This window comes from Streptomyces sp. HUAS CB01 (genome assembly GCF_030406905.1).
GTDB lineage: Bacteria > Actinomycetota > Actinomycetes > Streptomycetales > Streptomycetaceae > Streptomyces > Streptomyces chengbuensis.
The window spans coordinates 1,268,635-1,291,652 of sequence record NZ_CP129137.1; the positions used below are offsets into that span (position 1 = coordinate 1,268,635).

20 protein-coding genes and 7 tRNA genes are annotated in these 23,018 nt (G+C 72.8%); 13 read left to right on the forward strand and 14 right to left on the reverse strand.

The window, feature by feature from the left end:
- Position 1: 1 nt before the first annotated feature.
- A complete protein-coding gene (pgsA, locus tag QRN89_RS05675) occupies positions 2-709 on the reverse strand; it encodes a phosphatidylinositol phosphate synthase (RefSeq protein ID WP_290348256.1) in 708 nt (235 codons plus the stop codon).
- A 257-nt stretch (positions 710-966) separates the two neighbouring features.
- Between pgsA and QRN89_RS05680 the strand changes: the two genes are divergently transcribed.
- Together QRN89_RS05680 and QRN89_RS05685 are read left to right on the forward strand one after the other, a co-directional pair.
- Positions 967-3,174, forward strand: coding sequence for an elongation factor G-like protein EF-G2 (locus QRN89_RS05680; RefSeq protein WP_290348257.1), 2,208 nt, complete (start codon positions 967-969; stop codon positions 3,172-3,174).
- A gap of 269 nt (positions 3,175-3,443) precedes the next feature.
- On the forward strand, positions 3,444-5,099 hold the full coding sequence (locus tag QRN89_RS05685) for an AbeC-like domain-containing protein (protein ID WP_290353575.1): 1,656 nt from the start codon (positions 3,444-3,446) through the stop codon (positions 5,097-5,099).
- A gap of 230 nt (positions 5,100-5,329) precedes the next feature.
- Here the strand turns inward: QRN89_RS05685 and QRN89_RS05690 are convergent, their stop codons facing one another.
- Positions 5,330-5,887 carry an HIT family protein gene (locus QRN89_RS05690; protein ID WP_290348258.1) on the reverse strand — a complete coding sequence of 186 codons (558 nt, stop codon included), beginning with the start codon at positions 5,885-5,887 and terminating at the stop codon, positions 5,330-5,332.
- A 67-nt stretch (positions 5,888-5,954) separates the two neighbouring features.
- Here QRN89_RS05690 and QRN89_RS05695 point away from each other — a divergent pair, with 67 nt between their 5' ends.
- On the forward strand, positions 5,955-6,647 hold the full coding sequence (locus tag QRN89_RS05695; RefSeq protein ID WP_290348259.1) for a potassium channel family protein: 693 nt from the start codon (positions 5,955-5,957) through the stop codon (positions 6,645-6,647).
- A 48-nt stretch (positions 6,648-6,695) separates the two neighbouring features.
- On the opposite strand, the gene thrS is transcribed toward QRN89_RS05695, so the two are convergent.
- The 3 genes from thrS to QRN89_RS05710 all read right to left on the reverse strand — a co-directional run bounded on the left by thrS (position 6,696) and on the right by QRN89_RS05710 (position 11,089).
- Complete coding sequence (gene thrS / locus QRN89_RS05700; RefSeq protein WP_290348260.1) at positions 6,696-8,672, reverse strand: threonine--tRNA ligase; 1,977 nt, start codon at positions 8,670-8,672, stop codon at positions 6,696-6,698.
- Between the two features lie 585 nt (positions 8,673-9,257).
- Positions 9,258-10,526: a serine/threonine-protein kinase gene (locus QRN89_RS05705; RefSeq protein WP_290348261.1), complete on the reverse strand. Its 1,269-nt coding sequence runs from the start codon at positions 10,524-10,526 to the stop codon at positions 9,258-9,260.
- Positions 10,526-11,089 carry a DUF4365 domain-containing protein gene (locus tag QRN89_RS05710; protein ID WP_290348262.1) on the reverse strand — a complete coding sequence of 188 codons (564 nt, stop codon included), beginning with the start codon at positions 11,087-11,089 and terminating at the stop codon, positions 10,526-10,528. The genes QRN89_RS05705 and QRN89_RS05710 overlap by 1 nt, the downstream gene beginning before the upstream one ends.
- Positions 11,090-11,261: 172 nt before the next feature.
- On the opposite strand from QRN89_RS05710, the gene QRN89_RS05715 reads away from it, so the two are divergent.
- A complete protein-coding gene (locus QRN89_RS05715; RefSeq protein WP_290348263.1) occupies positions 11,262-11,990 on the forward strand; it encodes a 3'-5' exonuclease in 729 nt (242 codons plus the stop codon).
- A 364-nt stretch (positions 11,991-12,354) separates the two neighbouring features.
- On the opposite strand, the gene QRN89_RS05720 is transcribed toward QRN89_RS05715, so the two are convergent.
- Positions 12,355-12,426, reverse strand: a tRNA-Val gene (locus tag QRN89_RS05720).
- Positions 12,427-12,589: 163 nt separating this feature from the next.
- On the opposite strand from QRN89_RS05720, the gene QRN89_RS05725 reads away from it, so the two are divergent.
- Positions 12,590-15,154 (forward strand): SCO7613 C-terminal domain-containing membrane protein, encoded by a 2,565-nt coding sequence (locus QRN89_RS05725; RefSeq protein WP_290348264.1) that lies wholly within the window; start codon positions 12,590-12,592, stop codon positions 15,152-15,154.
- A gap of 75 nt (positions 15,155-15,229) precedes the next feature.
- On the opposite strand, the gene QRN89_RS05730 is transcribed toward QRN89_RS05725, so the two are convergent.
- A tRNA-Val gene (locus QRN89_RS05730) sits at positions 15,230-15,304 on the reverse strand.
- 97 nt (positions 15,305-15,401) lie between these two features.
- Positions 15,402-15,860, reverse strand: a complete 459-nt coding sequence (locus QRN89_RS05735; protein WP_290348265.1) for a TIGR02611 family protein — start codon at positions 15,858-15,860, stop codon at positions 15,402-15,404.
- A 188-nt stretch (positions 15,861-16,048) separates the two neighbouring features.
- On the opposite strand from QRN89_RS05735, the gene QRN89_RS05740 reads away from it, so the two are divergent.
- Both QRN89_RS05740 and QRN89_RS05745 read left to right on the forward strand, forming a co-directional pair.
- Positions 16,049-16,462 carry an SsgA family sporulation/cell division regulator gene (locus QRN89_RS05740; protein WP_003959770.1) on the forward strand — a complete coding sequence of 138 codons (414 nt, stop codon included), beginning with the start codon at positions 16,049-16,051 and terminating at the stop codon, positions 16,460-16,462.
- Positions 16,463-16,658: 196 nt separating this feature from the next.
- On the forward strand, positions 16,659-17,225 hold the full coding sequence (locus QRN89_RS05745; RefSeq protein ID WP_290348266.1) for a CGNR zinc finger domain-containing protein: 567 nt from the start codon (positions 16,659-16,661) through the stop codon (positions 17,223-17,225).
- Positions 17,226-17,248: 23 nt separating this feature from the next.
- Here QRN89_RS05745 and QRN89_RS05750 read toward each other — a convergent pair whose 3' ends face one another.
- Both QRN89_RS05750 and QRN89_RS05755 read right to left on the reverse strand, forming a co-directional pair.
- Positions 17,249-17,401: a hypothetical protein gene (locus QRN89_RS05750; protein WP_017945528.1), complete on the reverse strand. Its 153-nt coding sequence runs from the start codon at positions 17,399-17,401 to the stop codon at positions 17,249-17,251.
- A gap of 157 nt (positions 17,402-17,558) precedes the next feature.
- Entirely contained in the window at positions 17,559-18,017 is a 459-nt protein-coding gene (locus QRN89_RS05755; RefSeq protein WP_290348267.1) for a hypothetical protein, read from the reverse strand.
- Positions 18,018-18,214: 197 nt separating this feature from the next.
- Between QRN89_RS05755 and QRN89_RS05760 the strand changes: the two genes are divergently transcribed.
- Positions 18,215-18,721: a DsbA family protein gene (locus QRN89_RS05760; RefSeq protein WP_290348268.1), complete on the forward strand. Its 507-nt coding sequence runs from the start codon at positions 18,215-18,217 to the stop codon at positions 18,719-18,721.
- A 410-nt stretch (positions 18,722-19,131) separates the two neighbouring features.
- On the opposite strand, the gene QRN89_RS05765 is transcribed toward QRN89_RS05760, so the two are convergent.
- The 3 genes from QRN89_RS05765 to QRN89_RS05775 are packed head-to-tail and all read right to left on the reverse strand — an operon-like array spanning position 19,132 to position 21,904.
- On the reverse strand, positions 19,132-19,971 hold the full coding sequence (locus QRN89_RS05765) for a GNAT family N-acetyltransferase (RefSeq protein WP_290348269.1): 840 nt from the start codon (positions 19,969-19,971) through the stop codon (positions 19,132-19,134).
- Between the two features lie 59 nt (positions 19,972-20,030).
- Positions 20,031-20,858, reverse strand: a complete 828-nt coding sequence (locus QRN89_RS05770) for an aminotransferase class IV (protein WP_290348270.1) — start codon at positions 20,856-20,858, stop codon at positions 20,031-20,033.
- The gene (locus QRN89_RS05775) at positions 20,858-21,904 is read right to left on the reverse strand and encodes a chorismate-binding protein (RefSeq protein WP_290348271.1); all 1,047 of its coding nucleotides are present in this window, start codon (positions 21,902-21,904) and stop codon (positions 20,858-20,860) included. Before QRN89_RS05775 ends, QRN89_RS05770 begins: the two co-directional genes overlap by 1 nt.
- Before the next feature lie 168 nt (positions 21,905-22,072).
- On the opposite strand from QRN89_RS05775, the gene QRN89_RS05780 reads away from it, so the two are divergent.
- From QRN89_RS05780 to QRN89_RS05800, 5 genes are all read left to right on the forward strand, one after another.
- Positions 22,073-22,145 (forward strand) — tRNA-Gly (locus tag QRN89_RS05780).
- A gap of 35 nt (positions 22,146-22,180) precedes the next feature.
- Positions 22,181-22,254, forward strand: a tRNA-Cys gene (locus QRN89_RS05785).
- Between the two features lies 1 nt (position 22,255).
- Positions 22,256-22,327 (forward strand) — tRNA-Val (locus QRN89_RS05790).
- Positions 22,328-22,370: 43 nt separating this feature from the next.
- Positions 22,371-22,442: transfer RNA gene (locus tag QRN89_RS05795), tRNA-Val, on the forward strand.
- A 52-nt stretch (positions 22,443-22,494) separates the two neighbouring features.
- A tRNA-Val gene (locus QRN89_RS05800) sits at positions 22,495-22,566 on the forward strand.
- 151 nt (positions 22,567-22,717) lie between these two features.
- Here the strand turns inward: QRN89_RS05800 and QRN89_RS05805 are convergent.
- The gene (locus QRN89_RS05805; protein WP_290348272.1) at positions 22,718-22,996 is read right to left on the reverse strand and encodes a TFIIB-type zinc ribbon-containing protein; all 279 of its coding nucleotides are present in this window, start codon (positions 22,994-22,996) and stop codon (positions 22,718-22,720) included.
- Between the last annotated feature and the right edge of the window lie 22 nt (positions 22,997-23,018).

Consider the following 23,018-nt stretch of genomic DNA (forward strand, 5'->3'; position numbering starts at 1 on the left):
CTCATGCCTCACTCCCCTGCGAGGTGCCCTGGGTGCTCCCGTGTGAGGGCCCCTGCGGAGGGCCGTCGCCCGACGGGCCGGCGTCCGCCTCGGCCGCCTCGCGGCGCACCGTGACCACGCGCTGCGCCAGTGTCACCACCGATCCCGCGGCCACGATCCACAGGGCGACGGGGAGCAGTACCTCGACCCCGGGGACGCCGAACGCGTGGAGTCCGGCGAGCCCGGCCGCGACCAGCGAGACGACCAGCCGCTCGGCGCGCTCCACCAGCCCGTTCACGGCGACCGGCAGCCCGATCGACTCGCCCCGCGCCTTGGTGTACGAGACGACCTGACCGCTGGCGAGGCAGAAGATCGCCACCGCGCACAGCACGTTGTCGTCGCCCTTGCCCGCATACCAGAGGGCGAAGCCGCCGAAGATGGCACTGTCCGCGACCCGGTCCAGCGTGGAGTCCAGGAATGCGCCCCAGCGGCTGGAGACCCCGGCCTGACGTGCCATGTTGCCGTCGACGAGGTCGGAGAAGACGAACAGGGTGATGACGATCGTCCCCCAGAAGAACTCTCCGCGAGGGAAGAAGACCAGGGCGCCCGCGACCACTCCGGCCGTGCCCACGAGGGTCACCGCGTCGGGGCTCACCCCGCGGCGCAGCAGAAACGCGGCGAACGGTGTGAGAACACGCGTGAAGAACGCACGCGCGTACTTGTTCAGCATGGCCTTCCCGAGGGGTCGGTGTGCCGCGCGGCCCCTTCGGCCACCGGCGGGCCCATCGTAGCCACGCGCGCGGCGGCCCAGCGGCCTGGCCCGGTCGCGTACGACGTATGGACGCACCTTGACGGGAGTGGAAAGCTCGAAAGACAACCGCGGGCTTCGCCGGAGCATCCCCAAGGTTCCGGCCGGGGGTCTCCCCATCGCGCGCCCCCGGGTCCGCGCCCTCACCTCACCGTGCACCGAGTCGGGAGGAACGAATCATGGGCGACAAGGCGAATGCACAATCCGGAGCCGCCGGCAGGGCTACGACGGCCGACCGGCCGACATCCGTACGGAATGTGGTGCTGGTCGGCCACAGCGGATCGGGGAAGACGACCCTGGTGGAGGCCCTGGCCCTGACGGCGGGGGCGGTCAACCGGGCGGGACGCGTCGAGGACGGCGGGACGGTCTCGGACTACGACGAGATCGAGCACCGCCAGCAGCGTTCCGTACAGCTGAGTCTCGTCCCGGTCGAGTGGGGCGGGTACAAGATCAATCTGCTGGACACCCCCGGGTACGCCGACTTCGTGGGGGAGCTCAGGGCCGGTCTGCGAGCCGCGGACGCGGCCCTTTTCGTTGTCTCGGCGGCGCAGGAGGCCGACGCCGTGCCCGCCTCGACCCGCATGGTGTGGGAGGAGTGCGCGGCGGTCGGGATGCCCCGCGCCATCGTGGTCACCCACCTGGAGACGGCGCGCACAGGGTTCGACGAGCTCATCGAGGTGTGCGGGCAGTTGTTCGGCGGTGACGACCCGGACGCGGTGCTGCCGCTCTATCTGCCGCAGTACGGCCCCGAGGCCGCCGACGGGCACGCGCCCGTCACGGGACTGGTGGGGCTGTTGTCGCAGAAGCTGTTCGACTACTCGGGCGGCGAGCGCGTCGAGAAGGCGCCCGGGCCCGAGGAGGAGGCGATGCTGGAGCAGGCCAGGAACCGCCTGATCGAGGGGATCATCGCCGAGAGCGAGGACGAGACCCTCATGGACCGCTACCTGGGAGGCGAGGAGGTCGACCTCAAGACGCTGATCGACGACCTGGAGAAGGCCGTCGCACGGGGCGCGTTCCATCCGGTGCTGGCCGCGGCGCCGGCGACGAACGGGGCGAAGCAGGGGCTCGGGACGGTCGAGCTGCTGGAGCTGATCACCGGCGGGTTCCCGACCCCGCTGGAGCGCGAGGCCCCGGCGGTCACCACCCCGGAGGGCCGGCCCAGGCCCGCCGTCACCTGCGACCCGGACGGGCCGCTGGTCGCCGAGGTCGTCAGGACCGCGTCCGACCCGTACGTCGGCCGGCTGTCCCTGGTCAGGGTGTTCTCCGGCACGCTCCGCCCCGACGAGACGGTGCACGTGTCGGGGCACGGGCTGGCCGACCGCGGGCACGAGGACCACGACGTCGACGAGCGCGTCGGCGCCCTCTCCTCACCGTTCGGCAAACAGCAGCGCACCGTCGGGCGGTGCATCGCTGGCGATCTCGCCTGCGTCGCCAAGCTGGGACGGGCGGAGACCGGGGACACGATCTCCTCGACGTCGGACCCGCTGCTGATGGAGCCGTGGGCGATGCCGGACCCGCTGCTCCCGCTGGCCATCCAGGCCCACAGCAAGGCCGACGAGGACCGGCTCTCCCAGGGGTTGTCCCGGCTGGTCGCCGAGGACCCGACGATGCGTCTGGAGCAGAACCAGGACACCCACCAGGTGGTGCTGTGGTGCCTGGGCGAGGCCCACATGGACGTGGCGCTGGAGCGACTGCGCAGCAGGTACGGGGTCCAGGTCGACGTGGTCCCGCACAAGGTGTCGCTGCGGGAGACGTTCGGCGGGCCGTCGGCGGGGCGGGGCCGTCATGTGAAGCAGTCCGGCGGGCACGGCCAGTACGCGATCTGCGAGATCGAGGTCGAGCCGCTGCCGCCCGGCTCGGGCATCGAGTTCGTCGACAAGGTGGTCGGCGGCGCCGTCCCCCGCCAGTTCATCCCTTCGGTGGAGAAGGGCGTCCGGGCACAGGCGGCGAAGGGCCTCTCGGCCGGTCATCCGCTGGTCGACGTGCGGGTGACGCTGCTGGACGGCAAGGCGCACTCGGTGGACTCCTCCGACGCCGCGTTCCAGACGGCGGGCGCGCTGGCGCTGCGTGAGGCGGCGGCGCAGGCCCGGATCGACCTGCTGGAGCCGGTGGCGGAGGTGCAGGTGATGGTCCCGGACGAATACGTCGGCGCCGTCATGAGCGATCTGTCGGGCCGGCGCGGCCGGGTCGTCGGCACCGAGCAGGCGGGCACCGGCAGGACGGTCGTGCGCGCCGAGGTTCCGGAGATCGAGATCGGGCGTTACGCGGTGGACCTGCGGTCCATCTCGCACGGCACGGGCCGCTTCGACCGTTCGTACGCGCGGCACGAGGCGATGCCGCCGCAGATGGCGGCGAAGGTCCGCGAGGAGACCGCGGCCGCCGCTTAGGAGGCCGCCGCCCCGGAGACGGCCTCCGGGCCCGGCTCTCCCGGGCGCCTCGGGCCCGGTCCGGCGCGCCGCGGTGGGAGTGCCGCCCGCCGAACACCCCTTCGGCGGGCGGCACTCGCGCGCACGGGTCCGGTCGCCCCGGAGGGCCGAAAGGCGGTGCTGACGCCTGGGCCACCACCCCGATACGCTGTGTTGCGCAGCTCAGAAGGTGTGCGGGGCACGGTAGTTGGGAAGGCCGCAGTGCGGACGATGCGGCGATGGGGGCGGTAGTGGCGGACCAGGCATTCGATTTCTCTCCCGGGGCACAGATCCCGGTGCAGGGGGCGGCCGGCCAGACGGCGGCGACCCACGCCCTCGCCTCGGCCGCGTACCGCGACAGTCCGCTCGAGGAGATACTCAAGGCCAACAACGAGTGGCACCAGTCCAAGGTGAAGAAGGGCAAGTTCTCGCTCTTCGAGCCGAATCTGGGCGAGGCCTTCTCACGGGCGGTCCAGGTGCGGATGCTCGGCGGAGCCCGCAAACCGCTGATCCAGTCCTTCGGCGCGGAGCCGCAGGCCGTCGTGGAGCACGCGCTGGCGGCGAGCCGGATCCGCAAGCAGCGGGACGCCCGGCTGACGGCCGTCATGGCGGTGTTCGGACTGCTGTTCCTGCCCGGCGCCCTGCTGTGGATCGGCGTGTTCCAGCTGCGCCGTACGCTCGCGGGTTCGAAGGACAGGAGGACCGGAGCCATCGGGTCGGCGCTGCTGATCGCCGTGGGCGCCCTCGCGGTGGTGTTCCTGATCGCCCTGCCGTTCAGCGGGTTCTGGGGGTACTACCTGCGGGCCATGGTCGTCGCCCCGGTGATCGGCTGGCTGTTCGCCAAGCGGATCTGCGAGTCCACGGCGAAGGATCTGCGGGTCCGCTGGGACAGCCTCCTCTCCGGCGGCGGCATCGGGGCGAAGGTCCCGGAGGCCGTGCCGGGCAACCCGAACGAGACGGCGGCCGAGCAACTCCGCCAGGGCCTGGAGAAGCTCACCGCCGAGCAGCAGTCCAACTCCGTCTTCTACGCCGGCCCCAAGGGGATACTCGGCATGGGCACCCGCTGGGGCAGCTGGCAGCTCGCCGAGGAACTGGTGGCCAAGGAGCCGGGCAAGGAGTTCCACCAGTTCCGCAGCTGGGACGTCATCAAGGTCATCCACGACCAGCTGACCCTGCTCCAGCGCGGCCCGCTGAACACGGGCGGCTTCCCCAAGCCGTCGGTGAAGCACTGGATCGTGGTGCCGGTCGGGGAGGGTGCCGCCGAGGTGGCCCGCCCCGACGGCCAGGACGTGGACACCTTCCAGGTCAAGCGCCACGAGATACAGCGCATCTGCGACCACCAGCAGTTCGGCAGCGGCAACCGGCACTATCTGGGCGTCCAGTTCACCCTGTGGGACGGCCAGCTGGTCATCACCATGATGATCACGGTGACGGTGCTGTTCGAGACCCTGCGCATCGAAGTGACGGGACACGCTCTCGGCCCGGTGCACTCCCTCTTCACCAGCAAGCCCGCGCCCAAGACCGTCGAGGTGGCCAAGACGATCCGGTTCTGGGAGACCGTCGAGCGTCAGCTGCCGCTGGTGGAGACCCCCGAGGTGGTGCGGCAGATGGTCCGGGCACCGTTCACCTGGTACCCGCCGATGCTGGACTTCCTCGGCGGGAAACTGATCCTCCCCGAGCCGTTCGGGCTGCGGCACGCATGGGCTGAGCAGCCCTGGCGGCACCGCTTCATGGCGGACGACGCGATGCGGGCGGCGACGCCGGTGCTGCGGGTGGCCCACTCCGCCGCGATGCGGGTACTGGAGGAGAACGGCGTGGACACGGAGCGCTTCAGCACCCGCTCGTCGTTCCTCAGCACGGGTGTGCAGGACCCGATGCCGCGCAAGGCGGACGCGTACGACGCGTGACGGTGCGGCCCCGGAGCGTCCGCGGGACGGCCCGGGGCCGGGAGGGACAGCCGGTACCGGGGCGTGTCGCGGCGGCAGCTCCGTCGCCGGCAGGGCGGGGCCTGCGGCGTCCGGTGCGTGCGATCGCAGGACGGAGGATCATCCTCGTACTGGACGTACTCGGATCACTCCGACAACGCAGCGAGCGTGCGTGCCAGGCGTCGGGGGCCAGGGGACTCCCGTAACACGTCCTAAGCGGGCCAGGCGTCCGCGAGCATCTTCCGGGTGTCGGCGAGGAGTTGCGGCAGCACCTTGGTGTGGCCGATGACCGGCATGAAGTTGGTGTCACCGCCCCAGCGCGGCACCACGTGCTGATGCAGATGCGCGGCGATGCCGGCGCCGGCCACCGTGCCCTGGTTCATGCCGATGTTGAAGCCGTGTGCCCCGGACGCCGTCCGCAGCGCCGTCATGGCCCGCTTGGTGAACTCGGCGAGCTCGGTGGTCTCGGCCGCTTCGAGGTCCGTGTAGTCGGCGACGTGCCGGTACGGCACGACCATCAGGTGGCCGCCGTTGTAGGGGTACAGGTTGAGCACCGCGTACACGTTCTCACCGCGTGCGATGACGAGCCCGTCCTCGTCGGACTTGGCGGGGATGGAGCAGAAGGGGCAGCCGTCGTCGGCCCCGGGGCCGGTCGGCTTGTTCTCGCCCTGGATGTAGGCCATCCGGTGGGGTGTCCACAGCCGCTGGAAGGCGTCCTGGATGCCGACCCCGATCTGCTGCTCCGGCTCACTCGTCATGTGGTGCAGCATATGACTTCGCCCGTACGGAGCGTGTCGCCGGGGGCGGACGCAGGCGGCTCCCGGCGATGCTGGCCGCATGGACGTCCACGAGGCAGACACCCCGCTCGACCGCTGGGAGCAGCGGGCCGAGCTGCCGCTCTTCTACGCCTCACTGGTCTTCCTCGCCGCGTACTCGGTGCGGATCCTGGCCCATGACGTGGACGTGGTCTGGCTGGACACCGCCCTCGCCGCGATGCTGCTGATGTGGCTGGTGTTCCTGAGCGACTTCGTGGTGCGGCTGCGGCTCAGCGGTCAGCGGCTCCACCGCTTCCTGCGGACGCACTGGCTGGACGCCCTGGTGCTGCTCCTGCCGCTGCTGCGCCCGCTGCGGCTGGTCAAGCTGTACACGACGCTCCAGCGGCGGCGCGACCAGCCGGTCCTCAGCCTCTACGCACGGGTGATCGTCTACGCGGGCATGGGCGCGGTGCTGCTGGGCTGGGCCGGGGCGCTCGCCGTGTTCCACGCGGAGCGGACCGCCCCCGGGGCGACGATCCTCACCTTCGGCGACTCCGTGTGGTGGGTGTGCGCGACGCTGACCACCGTCGGGTACGGCGACGTCACCCCCGTGACCGCGTGGGGGAGGACCATCGCCGTCGGACTGATGATCTGCGGTCTCGCGCTGCTGGGCGCGGTGACCGGCTCGTTCTCGTCCTGGCTGATCCAGGTCTTCACACGCGAGGACGAGAGGAGGCCCCCGGAGGACCGACGTCCTCCGGGGGCCTCCTCCTGACGGTGCGGGGCGGCCGCGGGCCGGCCCGGTCCCGGCAGCCCGGCCGGCTCAGACCTGGGCGCGCTCCTCGACGATCTTCGCGATCTTGGCGATGGCCTCGTCGACCGGGATGCCGTTCTCCTGCGAACCGTCGCGGTAGCGGAACGACACCGCGCCGTGCTCCATGTCCTCGTCGCCCGCGATGACCATGAAGGGCACCTTCTGCTTCTGGGCGTTGCGGATCTTCTTCTGCATCCGGTCCGAGGAGGCGTCCACCTCCATGCGCAGCCCCTGCTTCCTCGCCTTGGCGGCGAACTCCTGCAGGTACGGGACGTGGGCGTCGCCGATCGGGATGCCCAGCGCCTGGACGGGGGCCAGCCAGGCCGGGAAGGCACCGGCGTAGTGCTCCAGCAGCACCGCGAAGAAGCGCTCGATGGAGCCGAACAGCGCCCGGTGGATCATGACGGGACGCTGCTTGGTGCCGTCCGGGCCGGTGTACTCCAGGTTGAAGCGCTCCGGCAGGTTGAAGTCGAGCTGGACCGTCGACATCTGCCAGGTCCGGCCGATCGCGTCCTTCGCCTGCACGGAGATCTTCGGGCCGTAGAAGGCCGCGCCGCCCGGGTCGGGGGTCAGCGGAAGGCCCTGCTTCTCGGCCACCTGCCGCAGGACCTCGGTGGCCTCGTCCCAGACCTCGTCGGAGCCCACGAACTTGTTCGGGTCCTTGGTGGACAGCTCCAGGTAGAAGTCGGTCAGACCGTAGTCGCGCAGCAGGTCCAGGACGAAGGTGAGGGTCTTGTCCAGCTCCTCCGCCATCTGCTCGCGGGTGCAGTAGATGTGCGCGTCGTCCTGGGTGAAGCCGCGGGCACGGGTCAGACCGTGCACGACGCCCGACTTCTCGTACCGGTACACGGTGCCGAACTCGAAGAGACGCAGCGGCAGTTCACGGTACGAGCGGCCGCGCGCGTCGAAGATCAGGTTGTGCATCGGGCAGTTCATGGGCTTGAGGTAGTAGTCCACGCCCTCGTCGAGCTGCATGGGCGGGTACATGCCCTCGGCGTACCAGTCCAGGTGGCCCGACTTCTCGAACAGCTTGCCCTTGGTGGCGTGCGGCGAGTACACGAACTCGTAGCCGTGCTCCTCGTGGCGCTTGCGCGAGTAGTCCTCCATGACCCGGCGGATCACACCGCCCTTGGGGTGGAAGACCGCGAGCCCGGAGCCGACCTCGTCCGGGAAGGAGAACAGGTCCAGCTCGTTGCCGAGCTTGCGGTGGTCGCGCTTCTCGGCCTCGGCGAGGAAGTCCAGGTGGGCCTTCAGCTCCTCCTTGGACGGCCAGGCGGTGCCGTAGATGCGCTGCAGCATCGGGTTCTTCTCGCTGCCGCGCCAGTACGCCGCGGCGTTGCGCATCAGCTTGAACGCGGGGATGTTGCGGGTGGTGGGCAGGTGGGGGCCCCGGCAGAGGTCCTTCCAGCACAGCTCGCCGGTCTTGGCGTCCAGGTTGTCGTAGATGGTCAGCTCGCCGCCGCCCACCTCGACGTCCGCGCCGTCGTCGTGCGACGCGGAACCCTTGATCCCGATGAGCTCCAGCTTGTACGGCTCGTCCGCGAGCTCCTCGCGCGCGGCCTCGTCGGTGACGACGCGGCGCGAGAAGCGCTGGCCGCGCTTCTGGATCTCCTGCATCTTCTTCTCGACGGCCTTGAGGTCCTCGGGGGTGAAGGGCTTCTCCACGTCGAAGTCGTAGTAGAAGCCGTCCCGGACCGGCGGGCCGATGCCGAGCTTGGCCTCGGGGAAGAGCTCCTGCACGGCCTGCGCCATGACGTGCGCGGTGGAGTGGCGCAGGATGTTCAGCCCGTCCTCGGAGGAGATCTCGACCGGCTCGACGGTCTCGCCGTCCTTCACCGCGTACGCGAGGTCCTTCAGCTCGCCGCCGACCCGCGCGGCGATCACGGTGCGCTCGCCGCCGAAGAGATCGGCCGCCGTGGTGCCCGTGGTCACCACGCGCTCTTCCCGCTCGGAATCGCGTTGGATGATCACACGGACGTCTGACACCGGTCTCTCCTGTCTGAAGGGGAAGCACGCGCCGAGGTATCGCGCGTGCACTACGTCATGCTACCGAGCGACGGATCGCCCCCGCGAAACGCGCTGCGCGCGTGCGCTGTGCCTGGCGGGCGGCCGGCGGCTCGCGCGGGGGCATCGCCCTCGCGGAGGGCCGGACCGTCCGGGGGCCTCGGGCGTCCTGCGTGACGGCCGGATCCGCGATCCGGCCGCGCCCGGCCCGGCACGGTGGTCGCGAGGGGCTCGGCACGCGTGGCGCACCGTACGGACGCGGCACGACCGACACGGGCACGACGGACGCGGTACCGACGCGGCACGACGGCACGGCACCAAACGAGACGCACCGGGGACGGGACGCGGTACCGACGAGGCGCACGCGCGACCCGACGCGACGAGCGCACCGTACAGACACGGCACGACGGGCACGGCACGACGGCGCGGCACCGACCACGGCGGACGCGGCACCGTCGACACCGCAAGGCGGGCGCACCGAACCGACACCGCGCGGCGGGCGCCGCCCGCGCGCCCGCCCACGACGCTCGTGAAGCCTCCCGCCCGCCCCGAGCGAGGCGGAACCGCTCAGTCCTCCCCGCCGCACGCCTCCTCGAAGAAGTCGAGATTCTCGTGCAGGGCCTTCATCAGCCGGTCCCGCTCCGCCTCGTCCACGTGCACCGGCACGACGTCGGTCGCGTCGCTGAGGCGCCGGAAGCCGCCGCGGCTCTCGAGGCGTCCGACGACGCGGATCGGGAGCCCGACGAGATGCGCGTGGCCCGCGGTCCGGTACGCCTCCTCGTCCAGGACCGCGCGGACGTGCGGCACCTCCGCCCCGGCGAGGACGCGCAGCCGCACCGTCCCCTCGCCGCGCGTGCCCGAGCGCCGCATCCGGACCACCGTCCCGGTCACCCGCACGGGGACGGACGGCTCGTCACGCAGATAGCGGGCACCGGCCGCGCGCAGGGCGGGCAGGTCGCCGGGCGAGAACTCCACCGGTTCGGGCCGGGCCGCACAGCCCGCGGGGACTCCCGCGGAGGGGGACCACGCCACCGCGACCCGTGCCCCCTCGGCACCGCGGACGAGTGCCACGAGAGCCTCGGTCAGCTCCCGGCTGACGCCCGCGGCGACCGCCGCGTCGAAGGCGTCCATCCCGCCGGTGGCGCGCTGGTAGTCGATGGCCTCGCGTGTCGCGTGCAGCGCGTGGTGCAGCCGGACGGCGACGGACCGGCCGCTGTCCACCGGTACGAAGGCGGTGAGCCCGCGCCCGCCGGGCGCCGGCCCCACCAGGACGCCCTCCAGTACGGCCTGTGCCTGCCGCCGGTGGCGCGCCCCGTGGTAGCCGGCGCGCCCGCGCACGGCGAGCGCCCCCGCGAGCAGCAGTTGCCGGGCGGCGGACCTCAGCTGCTCCTGCACGGTCCAGGACGCCGCGCCCGACGGACCGTGGGGCACGTCGCGCCACCACCGGATCTCGTCGCTCGGCACCGCGAGCCCCACCAGCACCTCGCGTGCCGAGGGCGCCGCCGATCTCGCGAGGGCGGTGAGCGCCTCGCCCAGCAGGTCCTCGCAGTCGGGGAACTCCCGGCTCTCGGGCACCAGCAGGCTCGTGCCGCCGGCGCCCGGCTCCGGCGGTGTCCAGCGGGCGTACCGGCCGGTCGCGCCGCCTCGCCTGCGCCAACCGTGCCGGTGCAGCAGCGCCCCCAGCACCAGGGGGTCGACGAGGGCGGGGTCGGGGGCTCCGCTGCCGTACCAGGGCGCGGGCACGCCGTCGGGGAACGGCAGGGGCACGGGACGGGCGTGCGGCACCGCGGGGGGGCCGGCCGGCCGCCGTGCGGGTTCGTCGATCGGGCGGTGCATCAGGGTCTCCCTCCCGTCCCGACCCGCGTCATGATCTCGCAGAGCGCCCGGTCGTCGAAGATGCGCGCGGTCGGGATCCGGACGGTGGTCCGCCGCCGGCCCGTCACCGGGTGGCCGGCCAGATTCGTCCAGTAGCAGCAGTGCCGCAGATCGAGCCGGTCGTGGCCGGCCCGCAGCCACTCGTCCCGGGTCCGCGGCACGATCATGACGACGAGGATCTTGTGCACCGACACGGGTGTACGGGCCAGCTTCACCAGGTGCTCGTTGTCGAGCGTGAAGGAGAACGCGGGGCCGGGCGGGTGGGGCGCGAGCTGGTAGGTGGCCTTCAACTGCACCTTGATGGTGACCTCGTCGTCGACGGTGTGTCCGGGAGCGCTGTGGCTGACGTGCCAGTCGATCCCGTTGTCGGGGAACGGCTGGGACAGCGAGCAGCCGGCGGCGGCCGCGACCGCGTGGAGGTACCCCACCTGGAGCGTCTCCATGCAGGCGGTGGTGGCGAGTGCTCCGCGCAGCGGTGCGGTCCGCTCGGGCAGCGCACCCGGTTCGGGCTGCGCGAGCGCCATGGCTCCGTCTGCCTTCCAGGGTGTGCCGATGCTTTGTCCTCACGACGGACCGTCAGCAGCGCGCCCCGTCAACTGTGTTGTCACCCGCCTGCGTAGTGCGCAAACGGTCCGGGTATCACCGATTCGGGCAGGGGATATCACCATCTGCCAGGCATGGGCGAGGAGTTCGGGGATGACGCGCTGGTACGAAGGGCCCCTGGCCGCATTTGACACCGAGACAACCGGGGTGGACGTCGAGCACGACCGGATCGTGTCGGCCGCGCTCGTGGTCCAGGATTCGCCGGGAGGACGCACACGCGTCACCGGCTGGCTGGTCAATCCGGGCGTGCCCGTACCGGCCGAGGCGACGGCCGTGCACGGTCTCACGGAGGAGCACCTCCAGCACAACGGCCGCTGGCCGGCGCCGGTGATGGAGGAGATAGGCAGGTCACTGGCCGAGCAGTGTGCGGCGGGCCGCCCGCTCGTGGTGATGAACGCGCCGTTCGATCTGACCCTGCTGGACCGCGAACTGCGCCGCCATCGGGCCTCGTCGCTGGCGCGCTATCTCGAGAACGTCCCGATGTGCGTACTGGACCCGCGGGTACTGGACAAGCATCTGGACCGCTACCGCAAGGGTCGCCGCACGCTGACCGATCTGTGCGAGCAGTACGGGGTCGAGCTGGACGGCGCCCATGACGCGGCGGCGGACGCCACGGCGGCGCTGGACGTCGTCCGGGCGGTCGGGCGGCGTTTCGCCGCGCGTCTGGAGCGGCTGTCGGCGGCGGAGCTGCACACGCTGCAGGCGGTGTGGCACGCGGCGCAGGCGCGCGGGCTGCAGGCGTGGTTCGCCCGGAACGGTTCGGAGGAGTCGGTGGATCCGGCATGGCCGCTGCGGCCCGAGATGCCGGCCCAGGCGGCGTGACCGGCGTTCACCGAGGGGGCGCGGGGCCGGACACGGGTACGGGTGCCCCGCCGCTTCGGGACACCCGTACGTTCCGTGGGGCCGGGCAACGGCCGCCGGTTCAGACCCTAGCCGGTCTCCCCCGCCCTGGCGCCGGTCCGTCGGCACCGGGATCGACGGGAGGGCCGGAGACGGGCCCGCACACCGGGGGCCGATTGGTCTGGACCTCTCTACGGCATTGAAGCCAACGTCCGGGATCGCGTCAAGGAGCAGGTGGGGGCCGGTGCCAACTCCCCCTCGGGGCAGTCCCGGTGACGGCGAATCAGTTCACGGGGCCGGGAACGCACGAGGCCGGTCCGTCGGATGACGGACCGGCCTCTGCCTGTGGGCGATACTGGGTTCGAACCAGTGACCTCTTCGGTGTGAACGAAGCGCTCTCCCGCTGAGCTAATCGCCCGGGAACGCACTGAACCATACAGGTACCGGCGGGTTTCCTTCAAACTCCGTTCCCGGCCGTCCACCGCCCCTCGGAGCCCGGCACCGGGCAGGTACGTACTCACCGGCGATCTGAGTACGCGCGCTCATTCCGGCTCCTTGTGTCCCGCGCCACACTCGCCGCCATGGAGAACGTACTGCCGCCCGCCGAGGAGCTCCGGCTCATCGATCGCGAGCTGGTCCAACTCGATGCCCGCAGGGCCCAGTTGATGCACCGCAGAGCCTGGCTGCTGACGGCCCTCCGGGCCGCCGGCGCCGGACCGGCGCCGGTTCCCGCCCGCTCCCCCGGGGCGGCCGCCGAGACGTCCCCGCCGAGCGCGCAGAACATCCTGCTCACCCTGGGCGGGATCCTGCTCACGATCGCCGCCGTCGCCTTCACCCTGGTCAGCTGGGGCCGCATGGGCATCGGCGGACGGGCGGTCGTGCTGGGCGCGGTGACCGTGACGGCCCTCGGGACACCGCTCCTGCTGCTGCGCCGGAGGCTCGTCTCCACCGCCGAGTCGGTGGCCGCGCTCGGACTCGTCCTCACGGTCCTCGACGCCTACGCGCTGAAGCGCGCGGTACTTCCGGGGACGGACGCCGTGGCCTACACGGCCGTGGCAGCCGGTGTGCTCGCCGCGGCCTGGGCGGCGTACGGGCGCGCCGTCGGCAGGCTGCGTCTGCCGCTGCCGGGCGCCGTGGTGGCGGGTCAGCTCCCGCTGCCGCTGTGGGCGCTGTCCGCGGGCGGCGGCCCGGAGGTCACCGCCTGGGCGACGCTGGCCACCGCCGGCCTCGACGTCGCGATCGCGCTCGTCGCGCGGGGGACCGCCGTCCGGGCGCTCGCGGTCACCGGCGCCGTGGTGACGGGCGGCTGGTCCCTGCTGACCGGCGTCTGGCTGTCCGTGTCCGCGGGCTCCCCGGCGGCCTCGGTGGTACCGGCCCTGCTGCTCCTGGCAACCGCTGCCGTGTCCCTGGGGACCGCATGGCGCGCACCGGCGGCTGCGGCGGCGACCGCGACCGTCGGCGGGCTCGCGACGGTCGCCGCCACCGGCGGCGTGCTGCGCACGCTCGTACCGGCGGACTGGGCCGTTCCCGCGTACCCGCTGTGCGCGGCGGCGCTGCTCGGGGCCGTGCGCGTCCGGGCGCCGCGGGGCGTGCTCACCGGGCTCGCGGCCGCCTCCGGCCTGGTCCAGCTGGCCTCGGCGCTGTGGGCCGCACCGGTCGTCCTGCTCGCGCTGACGGGACCGGCCGCCACGCTCGAGGACGTCTGGGGCGGTCCACCGGTCCAGGACGTCGTCCTCCCGGGCGCGGTCACCGCACCGGTCGTCCTGGCGGCCGTGGCCGTGGCGCTGTGGGCGGCACCCCGGCTCGTCCCCGCCGCCCCCCTGCCCCGCCCCGCCGCCGAGTGCGCGGCCCTCGCCCTGACGTGGTCGGCCGTCGTCGCCGCCCCCGCGGCCCTCGCGCTCCCGCTCGGTCCCGCCCTGGCCGTCCACCTGGCGGCGACGGCAGCCGCCCTCGTCGTCGCGGTCCGCCCGTCGCTCCTGGCCGCCCTGCTTCCGGCGGCGGGGGCGGGCTGGTCACCGCCGTCGCCGACCGGACCGCCCGCCGGCGAAGGCCACGCCCCCGGCCACGCGTCCGACGACACCGCGGGCCCGGGCGGCGGCACAGGCAGCCCGGACGGCACCACCGGCGGAGCACCCGCCGCCGCCCGGCCGGGCTCCTCCTCGCGTGCGGCGGTGGACCCCGTCCGCGCCGTCGCCGGGACGGCGCTCGTCTGCGCACTGCTGTCGGCGGCCAGTGCGGCGCTGCTCGGACTGGCGACCCGGCCCGCCACGTTCACGGCGCTGGGCGTGCTCGTGGCCCTGGGCGTCGCCGCGGCGACGGCGGCACGGGGGCTCGTACGGATCGTCGCCGCCTGCGCCGCCGTGGTGGGCACGACGGGGCTCGCGGCGGCGACGGCGGTGGCCGCGGGGCTGCCCGGGCACCGCATCGGCCTCGCGCTCCTCGCCGTACCGGTGGCGGCCGCCCTGCTCGGCGCCCGGCTCGGCCGGCACCCGGTCGCCCTGCCGGTGGAGGCGACGGCCGCCGCGGTCGTACCGATCGCCGTGGCACTCGCGGTGCCGCACCCGCCCACCGTGGCGCTGGTGCTCGCTCTCGCGGGGGTGGTGGCCGCGGGCACGGCGGTCCGGGCCGAGCGCCGGCCCCTCGCCGGGTACGCCGCCGCGGTGCTGTTCGTCGCGGCGACCTGGGTGCGCCTGGCCGCGTCCGGGGTGGCCGTGCCCGAGGCGTACACCCTGCCCGTGACCGTCCCCGCACTGGCCGTGGGCTTCCTGCGGCGCCGCAGGGATCCGTCCGCGTCGTCGTGGGTCGCGTACGGGCCCGGGCTCGCCGCGACCCTCGTGCCGAGCCTGCTGGCGGCCTGGGGCGACCCGGACTGGCCTCGTCCGCTGCTGCTCGGCCTCGCCGCCCTCGGCGTGACGCTCGCCGGCGCCCGGCTGCGGCTCCGGGCCCCTCTGCTCCTCGGCGGGCTGACCGTCGCCCTGGTCGCGCTCCACGAGCTCGCGCCGTACGTCGTCCAGGTCGTCGACGCGCTGCCGCGGTGGCTGCCGCCCGCGCTCGCGGGGCTGCTGCTGCTCGCCGTGGGCGCGACGTACGAACGGCGGCTGCGCGACGCGCGCCGGCTCCGGGAGGCTCTCGGCCGGATGCGCTGAACGGGTGAACGGTGCGGGCGGCCGAGCGCGCCGAAGGCCCCGGAGACTCTCGGTCTCCGGGGCCTTCGGTCCGGGTGGTGGGCGATACTGGGTTCGAACCAGTGACCTCTTCGGTGTGAACGAAGCGCTCTCCCACTGAGCTAATCGCCCGGGCGCACCGCACACATTACCCCATGTCAGCGGTGCCTCATGACCACCTGACCACCGGCCGCGAGGGGCTCTCCGGCCGGTCGCCGTCAGGTGTCGGTCACTGGTCGATCTTCCAGGGCATCATGAACCCGAACTTCCAGAGGTAGACCGCGCACAGCACGCCGATGATCACCAGTCCGACGGTGGTGAGGATGATGTTGCGCCGACGGACCTTCGGGTCCAGCGCCCGCTGTGCCGCCTCGGTCACTTTCCGTTTCGTCCAGTGCAGCACGAGCTGCGCCCAGACGAACTCGGTCGCCCAGATCGCCATGCCTGCGAAGATCACCAGCCAGCCCGGTCCGGGCAGCGGAAGCATGATCACTCCGGCCACGACGACCGCGAGGCCGACGATGAAGACGCCGACCTGCCAGCTCAGGTGGAGCGTCCGGCGTCTCTTCACGAACTCGGGCGCCCTGGAGCCCAGAACCGGCTCGCTCGGCGCGGCCACATCCCCCGTGGCGGAGCTCCGGGCCGCAGTCGCGGCAGCCCCGGTCCGCTCGTCACTCTCCGCATTCATAAACCCAACGTACCCGACGAATCGGCGCGCCGGAATGACCGCACGGTCGTACGTGGAACTCCTCCGTACGGGGTACCCCAAGGATCACAAAACAGACAGAGGGGTTTACAACGGCACCGTAGGTGGCATGTCGATTTCGCCGACGTGCGAATCCCCGAGCGCACACTGAGCGAAAGGCCCTGGCGCTTATGAACACCACGGTCAGCTGCGAGCTGCACCTGCGCCTCGTTGTGTCGAGCGAGTCCTCACTGCCTGTACCCGCGGGCCTGCGGTATGACACGGCCGATCCGTATGCCGTGCACGCCACCTTCCACACCGGAGCCGAGGAGACGGTCGAATGGGTGTTCGCCCGCGACCTTCTCGCCGAGGGCCTTCATCGGCCCACAGGCACCGGCGACGTCAGAGTCTGGCCGTCGCGCAGTCACGGCCAGGGCGTCGTCTGCATCGCACTGAGCTCTCCCGAGGGCGAGGCCCTGCTGGAGGCCCCGGCGCGGGCCCTGGAGTCGTTCCTGAAGCGGACGGACGCCGCGGTCCCGCCCGGCACGGAGCATCGCCATTTCGATCTCGATACCGAGCTCTCGCACATCCTGGCGGAAAGCTGAACCAGGGCGAGGGCAGCAGGCGCCGTCCGACTCGGGGAGACGGCACCGCACGTACACGGACAACCGCATAGGGCATGCTCCGGCGCCGTCGTCGCGGAATCCACCGCGACGACGGCGCCGTCGCGTTCTCCGGGGACCCGCTAGAGTCAGCGCAATTCGGCGGGCGCCCAGCCCGCAGCAGGCCAGGGAGCGAATCGTGCTGATCCCTCACGACACCCGCATCGCCCTCGACATCGTCGTCGATCTGGTGAACACCGCGCCCGAGCGCGCCGGCAGCCCCGAGGTCGACGAGCTCGGGGACGTGCCGTCGCTGTACACGTTCGTGAAGAAGTACAACATCAGTGACGTGGGTGAACTCGGCGAACACGATCTGAACGCCGTGCTCGAGGTGCGGAGCCGGTTCGAGGAGGTGTTCGCGGCTCCGGACGCCCGCACCGCAGCCGAACTCATCAACCGGCTCGTGACCTCGGCGGGGACCACGCCGCAGCTGACCGACCACGACGGCTACGACTGGCACGTGCACTACTTCGCGCCCGGCGCGTCGGTCGCCGAGCACCTCGCGGCCGACTGCGGCATGGCCCTGGCGTTCATGATCGTGGCGGGCGAGCAGGAGCGGCTGCGGCGCTGCGAGGCCCCGGACTGCGGCCGCGCCTTCGTCGATCTGTCCCGCAATCGCTCGCGCCGCTACTGCGACAGCCGTACCTGCGGCAACCGCCTGCACGTCGCCGCCTACCGGGCGCGCCGCAGGGAAGCGGCCGGCTGAGTTCCGGTCGCGTCACGGTCGCCTCACAGCAGGAAGAGGTCGTGGACCGCGGCCATGAGCAGAAGACAGCCGATCACCCCGAGGAAGATCATCAGGGGCGGCTGGGAGAGCGCGAAGAGACAGCCACGCGGCTCGTCTGAGGGGGCGGGGGCCTGGCCCCGGGAGGTATCCAGCATCTCGGGGTGATGATGACGCAGGACGGGCCCCGATGATCGACCAACACGCGTGAACGCCGGGGCAGTTCACCGGATCCCGTGGTGCCGTCCACCGCCGGGACCGCGGACCGCGGGGACCGGCCGCCTCCCGCGGCACGGATGCCGTGTCACCAGCGGGTCAGATGCCGTGCTTCTTGAGGATGGCCTCGATGTCGCTGAAGTCGTCGTCCGCGCCTGCGGCGGACTGCTTCCTCCCCTTGGGCCCGGCGGTCCCATCGGGCTGAGCGGCCGGGCGGCCTGCCTTGCCCAGCGCGGGCGCCGAGGCCGAGGGCGCGACCGCGCTCCGGTGGCCGGCGCCGTCCTCAGCGGGCGCCTTGGCCAACCGGCGCCGCTCCACGGCGCGCGTGGTCATGAACAGGCCCCACGCAGCACCCAGCACGCCCACGCCGACCCAGGCCGTGGGGCTGAACACCGTGCCGGCCGCCCATTCGACGACGCCCGTCAGGACGAGGCCCAGGGGGACCAGCGCGTACGCCGCGATCCGGGCCGCCGTGAGGAAGCGCTTCCGGTACGCCGCGACCGCGGCGACGCCCAGCCCTGCCGCGGACACCGCGGCACACAACGTCTCGGCAAGCATCCGGTCCTCCTGACGGGCGGAAGGGCAACCCCGGAGGGACGCCCCGGGGACAGCGGTCACCTCCATCCTGCACCGGGCGGCGGGGCCGGGGCCACGCCCCCGTCCCACCTCAGGGAGATCTCCGGGACGCCCTCCTCCTCAGGTGCCGGGCAGATCCGGGTTGGGGCCCGGTCGCCGCGGCTGGAAGACTGGCTCCCATGAGCGACTCCTCCCCCGCCCCCGTCGTCCTGGACGTCTGGTGCGAGCTGCAGTGCCCCGACTGCCGTACCGCCCTCTCCGATCTGCGGGCCCTGCGCGCACGCTACGGCGACGGGCTGGAGCTGCGGCTGCGCCACTTCCCGCTGGAGAAGCACAAGCACGCCTTCGCCGCCGCGCAGGCCGCGGAGGAGGCCGTCGAACAGGGCAAGGGCTGGGAGTACGTGGAGGCCGTGCTCGCCCGGGTCGAGGAGCTGGACCGCGAGGGCGAGCCGTTCCTGGTCCGGATCGCCGGTGAACTCGGTCTGGACGCCGACGAGTTCGACACCGCCCTCGTCGACGGACGGCACATCCTGATCGTCGACGCCGACCAGGCCGAGGGCAAGGCGATCGGTGTCACCGGCACCCCGACGTACGTCATCGGCGACGAGCGGCTCGACGGCGGCAAGAGCCAGGAGGGGCTGCGCGAGCGCATCGAGGAGATCGCCGACCGGCTCCTCGCGGGTTGAGGTCGGCGCCCGCGGCGGCCCCGGCGGCCCGCAGCGCCCCCCGAGGCAACCCCTTCCGCCCGGACGGCGGCCCACGGCATCCGGTCCGGGCCCCCGCGGTCGGAGTGCCGGGTCCACTCGGGCGGGCCCGCCGGCCCGGCGGAGCCTGTACCGAGGGGACGGCGGGACGGGTAGCGCGCCGGGCGGTCGGCGCGGCGGAACGCACCGGGACGGACCCGCTCGACGCGAACAGCCCGCCGGCGCGCGGCGGGGTCGTACCGGTGGGCCGGACGGATCCGGCAACGCGGCGGGGTCGTGTCGACGGGACGGACAGGCCCGGCGCGGCGAGGTCGTGCCGGGCAGGCCGGACGGTCCCGGCGACAAGGCCCGGGGCTGTGCCGGTGAGACGGGCCGATCCTCGCGGAGCCGGTCTAGAGCAGGGGCTTGGTCAAGTGGTGGAGCACGGGCCGGTAGCCGAGTGACGCGTAGAGGCCGGCGGCCGGGATGTTGCCGGAAGCGACGTGCAGTCGGAGCTCGGGGGCGCCGGCCGCGTGGGCGAGCCGCTCCGCGACCAGCATCAGGGCCCGGCCGTACCCCTGGCCGCGGTGCCCCTCGCCGACGTGCACGTCGTACACGTACGCGCCCCGCTCCCCCGGGCGCGGCGGGCGCTCAGCGACCCAGACGTGGCCCACGGCGGCGCCGTCCACGACCAGGGCCCGCAGGAACGCGCCACGCGTCGCGGCGCCGTGGGGCAGCTTCTCGCGGTGGTCGGCCTCGGACCGGGCGCGGGCCCGGTCCTCGGGCAGGCCCCGTTCCGTCCAGGTGCGTGCGTACCGCTCCACGGCACCCGCCCGCCACGAGCGGAACTCCTCGTCCGTGAGGGGGCGGCCGTCCACTCCCCCGGGCAGCTCGGGCGGCTCGGGCGGCGCCTCCTTGGACAGCGTGCGGCCGCTCTCGGCGTACCAGAGCGCGCCGGCCAGACGCAGCGCGGCGGCGGCCTCCGCGGGGACGACGGTGACGATGCGCGTGCAGCCCCAGCCGCGCAGCACCTCCTCGGCGGCGAGGGCCGCGACCGTGCCCCGGCCGCGACCCCGGTCGGCCTCGTCGATCCGCAGGGACCGCAGCACGCCCGTGGGCGGACCGGCGTCCGGGTCGCGGGCGAGCTCGACGGTGCCCACGGGCCTGCCGTTGACACAGACGTCGTAGCCGCGTGCCATGGCGCCGTCCGCGCCCCGCTGAAGCGGCCCGGTCGGCCGCAGGGTGGTGGTCATCAGGGGTGTTCTACCTGTCCCCGGGCCACCCGTCACCATGCCCGTACGGGCTCAGTCCCTCAGGGCAGGGGATCGGGGTCCGCGGCGGCGTGCTCCTCGAAGATCCGCATGGCCTTGGCCGTCAGGGGCCCGGGGGCCCCGGGCAGCTCGCGGCCGTCGACACGGTGGACGGCCTGGACGTCGCGGGTCGAGGAGGTCAGGAAGATCTCCTCGGCACGCTCCAGCACGTCCATCGGCAGGTCCGCCTCCTGTGCCCCGGTCCAGTCCGCGGTCAGGGCGCGGGTGATCCCGGCGAGGCAGCCCGAGGAGAGGGGCGGGGTGAACAACTGGCCGTCGACGACGACGAAGATGTTCGAGCCGGTGCCCTCGCACAGCTGCCCGACGGTGTTGGCGAAGATCGCCTCGGACGCGCCCTGCTCATGGGCCCGGGCGAGGGCGACGACGTTCTCGGCGTACGAAGTGGTCTTCAGCCCTGCCAGCGCACCGCGCTCGTTGCGGGTCCACGGCACGGTGATCACGGCGGTGGTGTCGGGCCTTCGCGTGGCCGCGGCGAGGGCGACGACGAGGGAGGGGCCCTTGTCGCCGCGGTCGGAGCCGAGAGGCGAGAGCCCGCCCGTGTAGGTGATCCGCAGCCGGCCCAGCGGCATGGGGTTGGCCTCGATCACGGCCTCGCAGGCACGGCGCACCTCGTCGTGGTCCGGGTCGGGCAGGCCGAGGCCGCGGGCCGAGCGGGTGAGCCGGTCGAGGTGGCGGGTGAGGGCGAAGAGGCGGCCGTCGGTCGCCTTCACGGTCTCGAAGATTCCGTCGCCCACGGTCAGCCCGTGGTCGAACACGGAAACCAGGGCGTCGTCGGCGTCCCGCAGTCCGCCGTTGACCCAGATCCTCATCACGCGGTCCTTCCACTCTGCACGTACGTTCCCGACGCTACCGCGAGCAGCCGGGCCGCCTTCAGCTCGGTCTCGTCCCACTCCCTCTCCGGGTCGGAGCCCCAGGTGATCCCCGCGCCGGTGCCGAAGCGGAGCACTCCGGGGGCACGGTCGATCCAGAAGGTGCGTATGCCCACGGCGAGCTCGCCGGTGCCCCGGTCGGCGTCGACCCAGCCGATGCCGCCGCAGTACGGGCCGCGGGGTGCCGTCTCCAGCTCGGCGAGGATCCGCAGCGCGCTGGACTTCGGCGCACCGGTGACCGAGCCGGGCGGAAAGGTGGCGTCCAGCAGCTCGCGCCATCCCGCGCCCGCCACCAGCTCGCCCCGGACGGTGGAGACGAGGTGGACCAGGCCGGGGTGGGCCTCGACGGCGCACAGGGCCGGGACGGTCACCGACCCCGAGGCGCAGACACGGCCGAGGTCGTTGCGGACCAGGTCCACGATCATCACGTTCTCGGCGTGGTCCTTCTCCAGCAGGTCCGCGGCCGTGCGGCCGGTGCCCTTGATCGGCCCGGACTCGACCGTGCTCCCCTCGCGGCGCAGATAGAGCTCGGGCGAGGCGGTGGCGATCTCCACACCGTGCGCGGGGAGCCTGATCGTTCCCGCGTACGGGGCCGGGTTGCCGCGCGCGAGGAGCGCGGTCAGGGCGTCGACGTCGGCTGCGGCGGGATCGGGCAGCGGGGCCGACAGCACCCGGCAGAGGTTCGCCTGGTAGACCTCGCCGGCCGCGATGTGCTCGCGGATACGTCGCACGCCCTCGGTGTACGCGGCCCGGTCCAGGGAGGAGGTCCAGTCGCCGGGGGCGGGGCCGCGCCAGCGTTCCGGGTCCGGGACGGGCACCGGCGCCTGGCGGACGTCCCCGAAGCGGGCGCAGGTCAGACGCCCTTCGAAGTCGGCTGCGACGGCCCAGAAGCCGGACGAGTCCAGTGCCTCGGGGTCGCTGGTGACATCCCTGAGGTCGGTGGCGAAGAGGCCGCCGAAGCGGGCCATGGGAGCGAGGTCGTGCACGGCTGTGAGTCTATGGCGGGCCCCCGGCGGCCGCTCCGGCGCGCACCCGGGGACGAACCCCGCGTGAGCACAGCTCAGCACGCTGCGGAAACGCGTTTTTGTGCTGGCCCAGGAATCCGCTAAAGTTCAACACGTCGCCGGGACGCGGAAGCGGACCGGAAACGACAAGCGGACGTGGCTCAGTTGGTAGAGCATCACCTTGCCAAGGTGAGGGTCGCGAGTTCGAATCTCGTCGTCCGCTCGAAGAGGGGGATCTTCCCGACCCCCGCACTCCGGGGTGGAGTGGCCGAGAGGCGAGGCAACGGCCTGCAAAGCCGTCTACACGGGTTCAAATCCCGTCTCCACCTCCAAGGACGATTAGCTCAGCGGGAGAGCGCTTCCCTGACACGGAAGAGGTCACTGGTTCAATCCCAGTATCGTCCACGCAGCACACGCAGCACCCACGGCCTCCGGGCCGTGATCCCGAGGACGATTAGCTCAGCGGGAGAGCGCTTCCCTGACACGGAAGAGGTCACTGGTTCAATCCCAGTATCGTCCACGCAGCACACGCAGCACACGCAGCACCCACGGTCTCCGGGCCGTGGCCCCGAGGACGATTAGCTCAGCGGGAGAGCGCTTCCCTGACACGGAAGAGGTCACTGGTTCAATCCCAGTATCGTCCACAGCCCGGAGCCCCCGGCCGCACTGAGCGGCCGGGGGCTCCGTCGTGGGTGCCCGGCGTCGTGGGTGCGGAGCCACGGCCCGCGCCCCGGGCGTCCGGCCGCTGCCGGTCGGCCGCTGCCGGGAGGAACCGCTTCCGGGGCGGCCCGGCGGTCAGGACGAGAAGAGCATCCTGCCGAAGCCGCGCTGACGGTGGTGTCCGCCGTGGTGACCGTGGTGCGGGGCACCCCAGGCCGGCTGCGCGGGCGCCGGGTAGCCCTGCGCTGCGGGCGGCGGCGGCGGGGCCTGCTGCCCCCACTGGCTCTCCAGCCGGGTCAGCGCCTCCAGTTCCCCGTAGTCCAGGAATATCCCCCGGCAGCCGCTGCACTGCTCGATCTGGACGCCGTTGCGGTTGTACGTGTGCATGGGTGCATGGCACTTGGGACACTGCATCGTTGGGTCAGCTCCTCGCCGC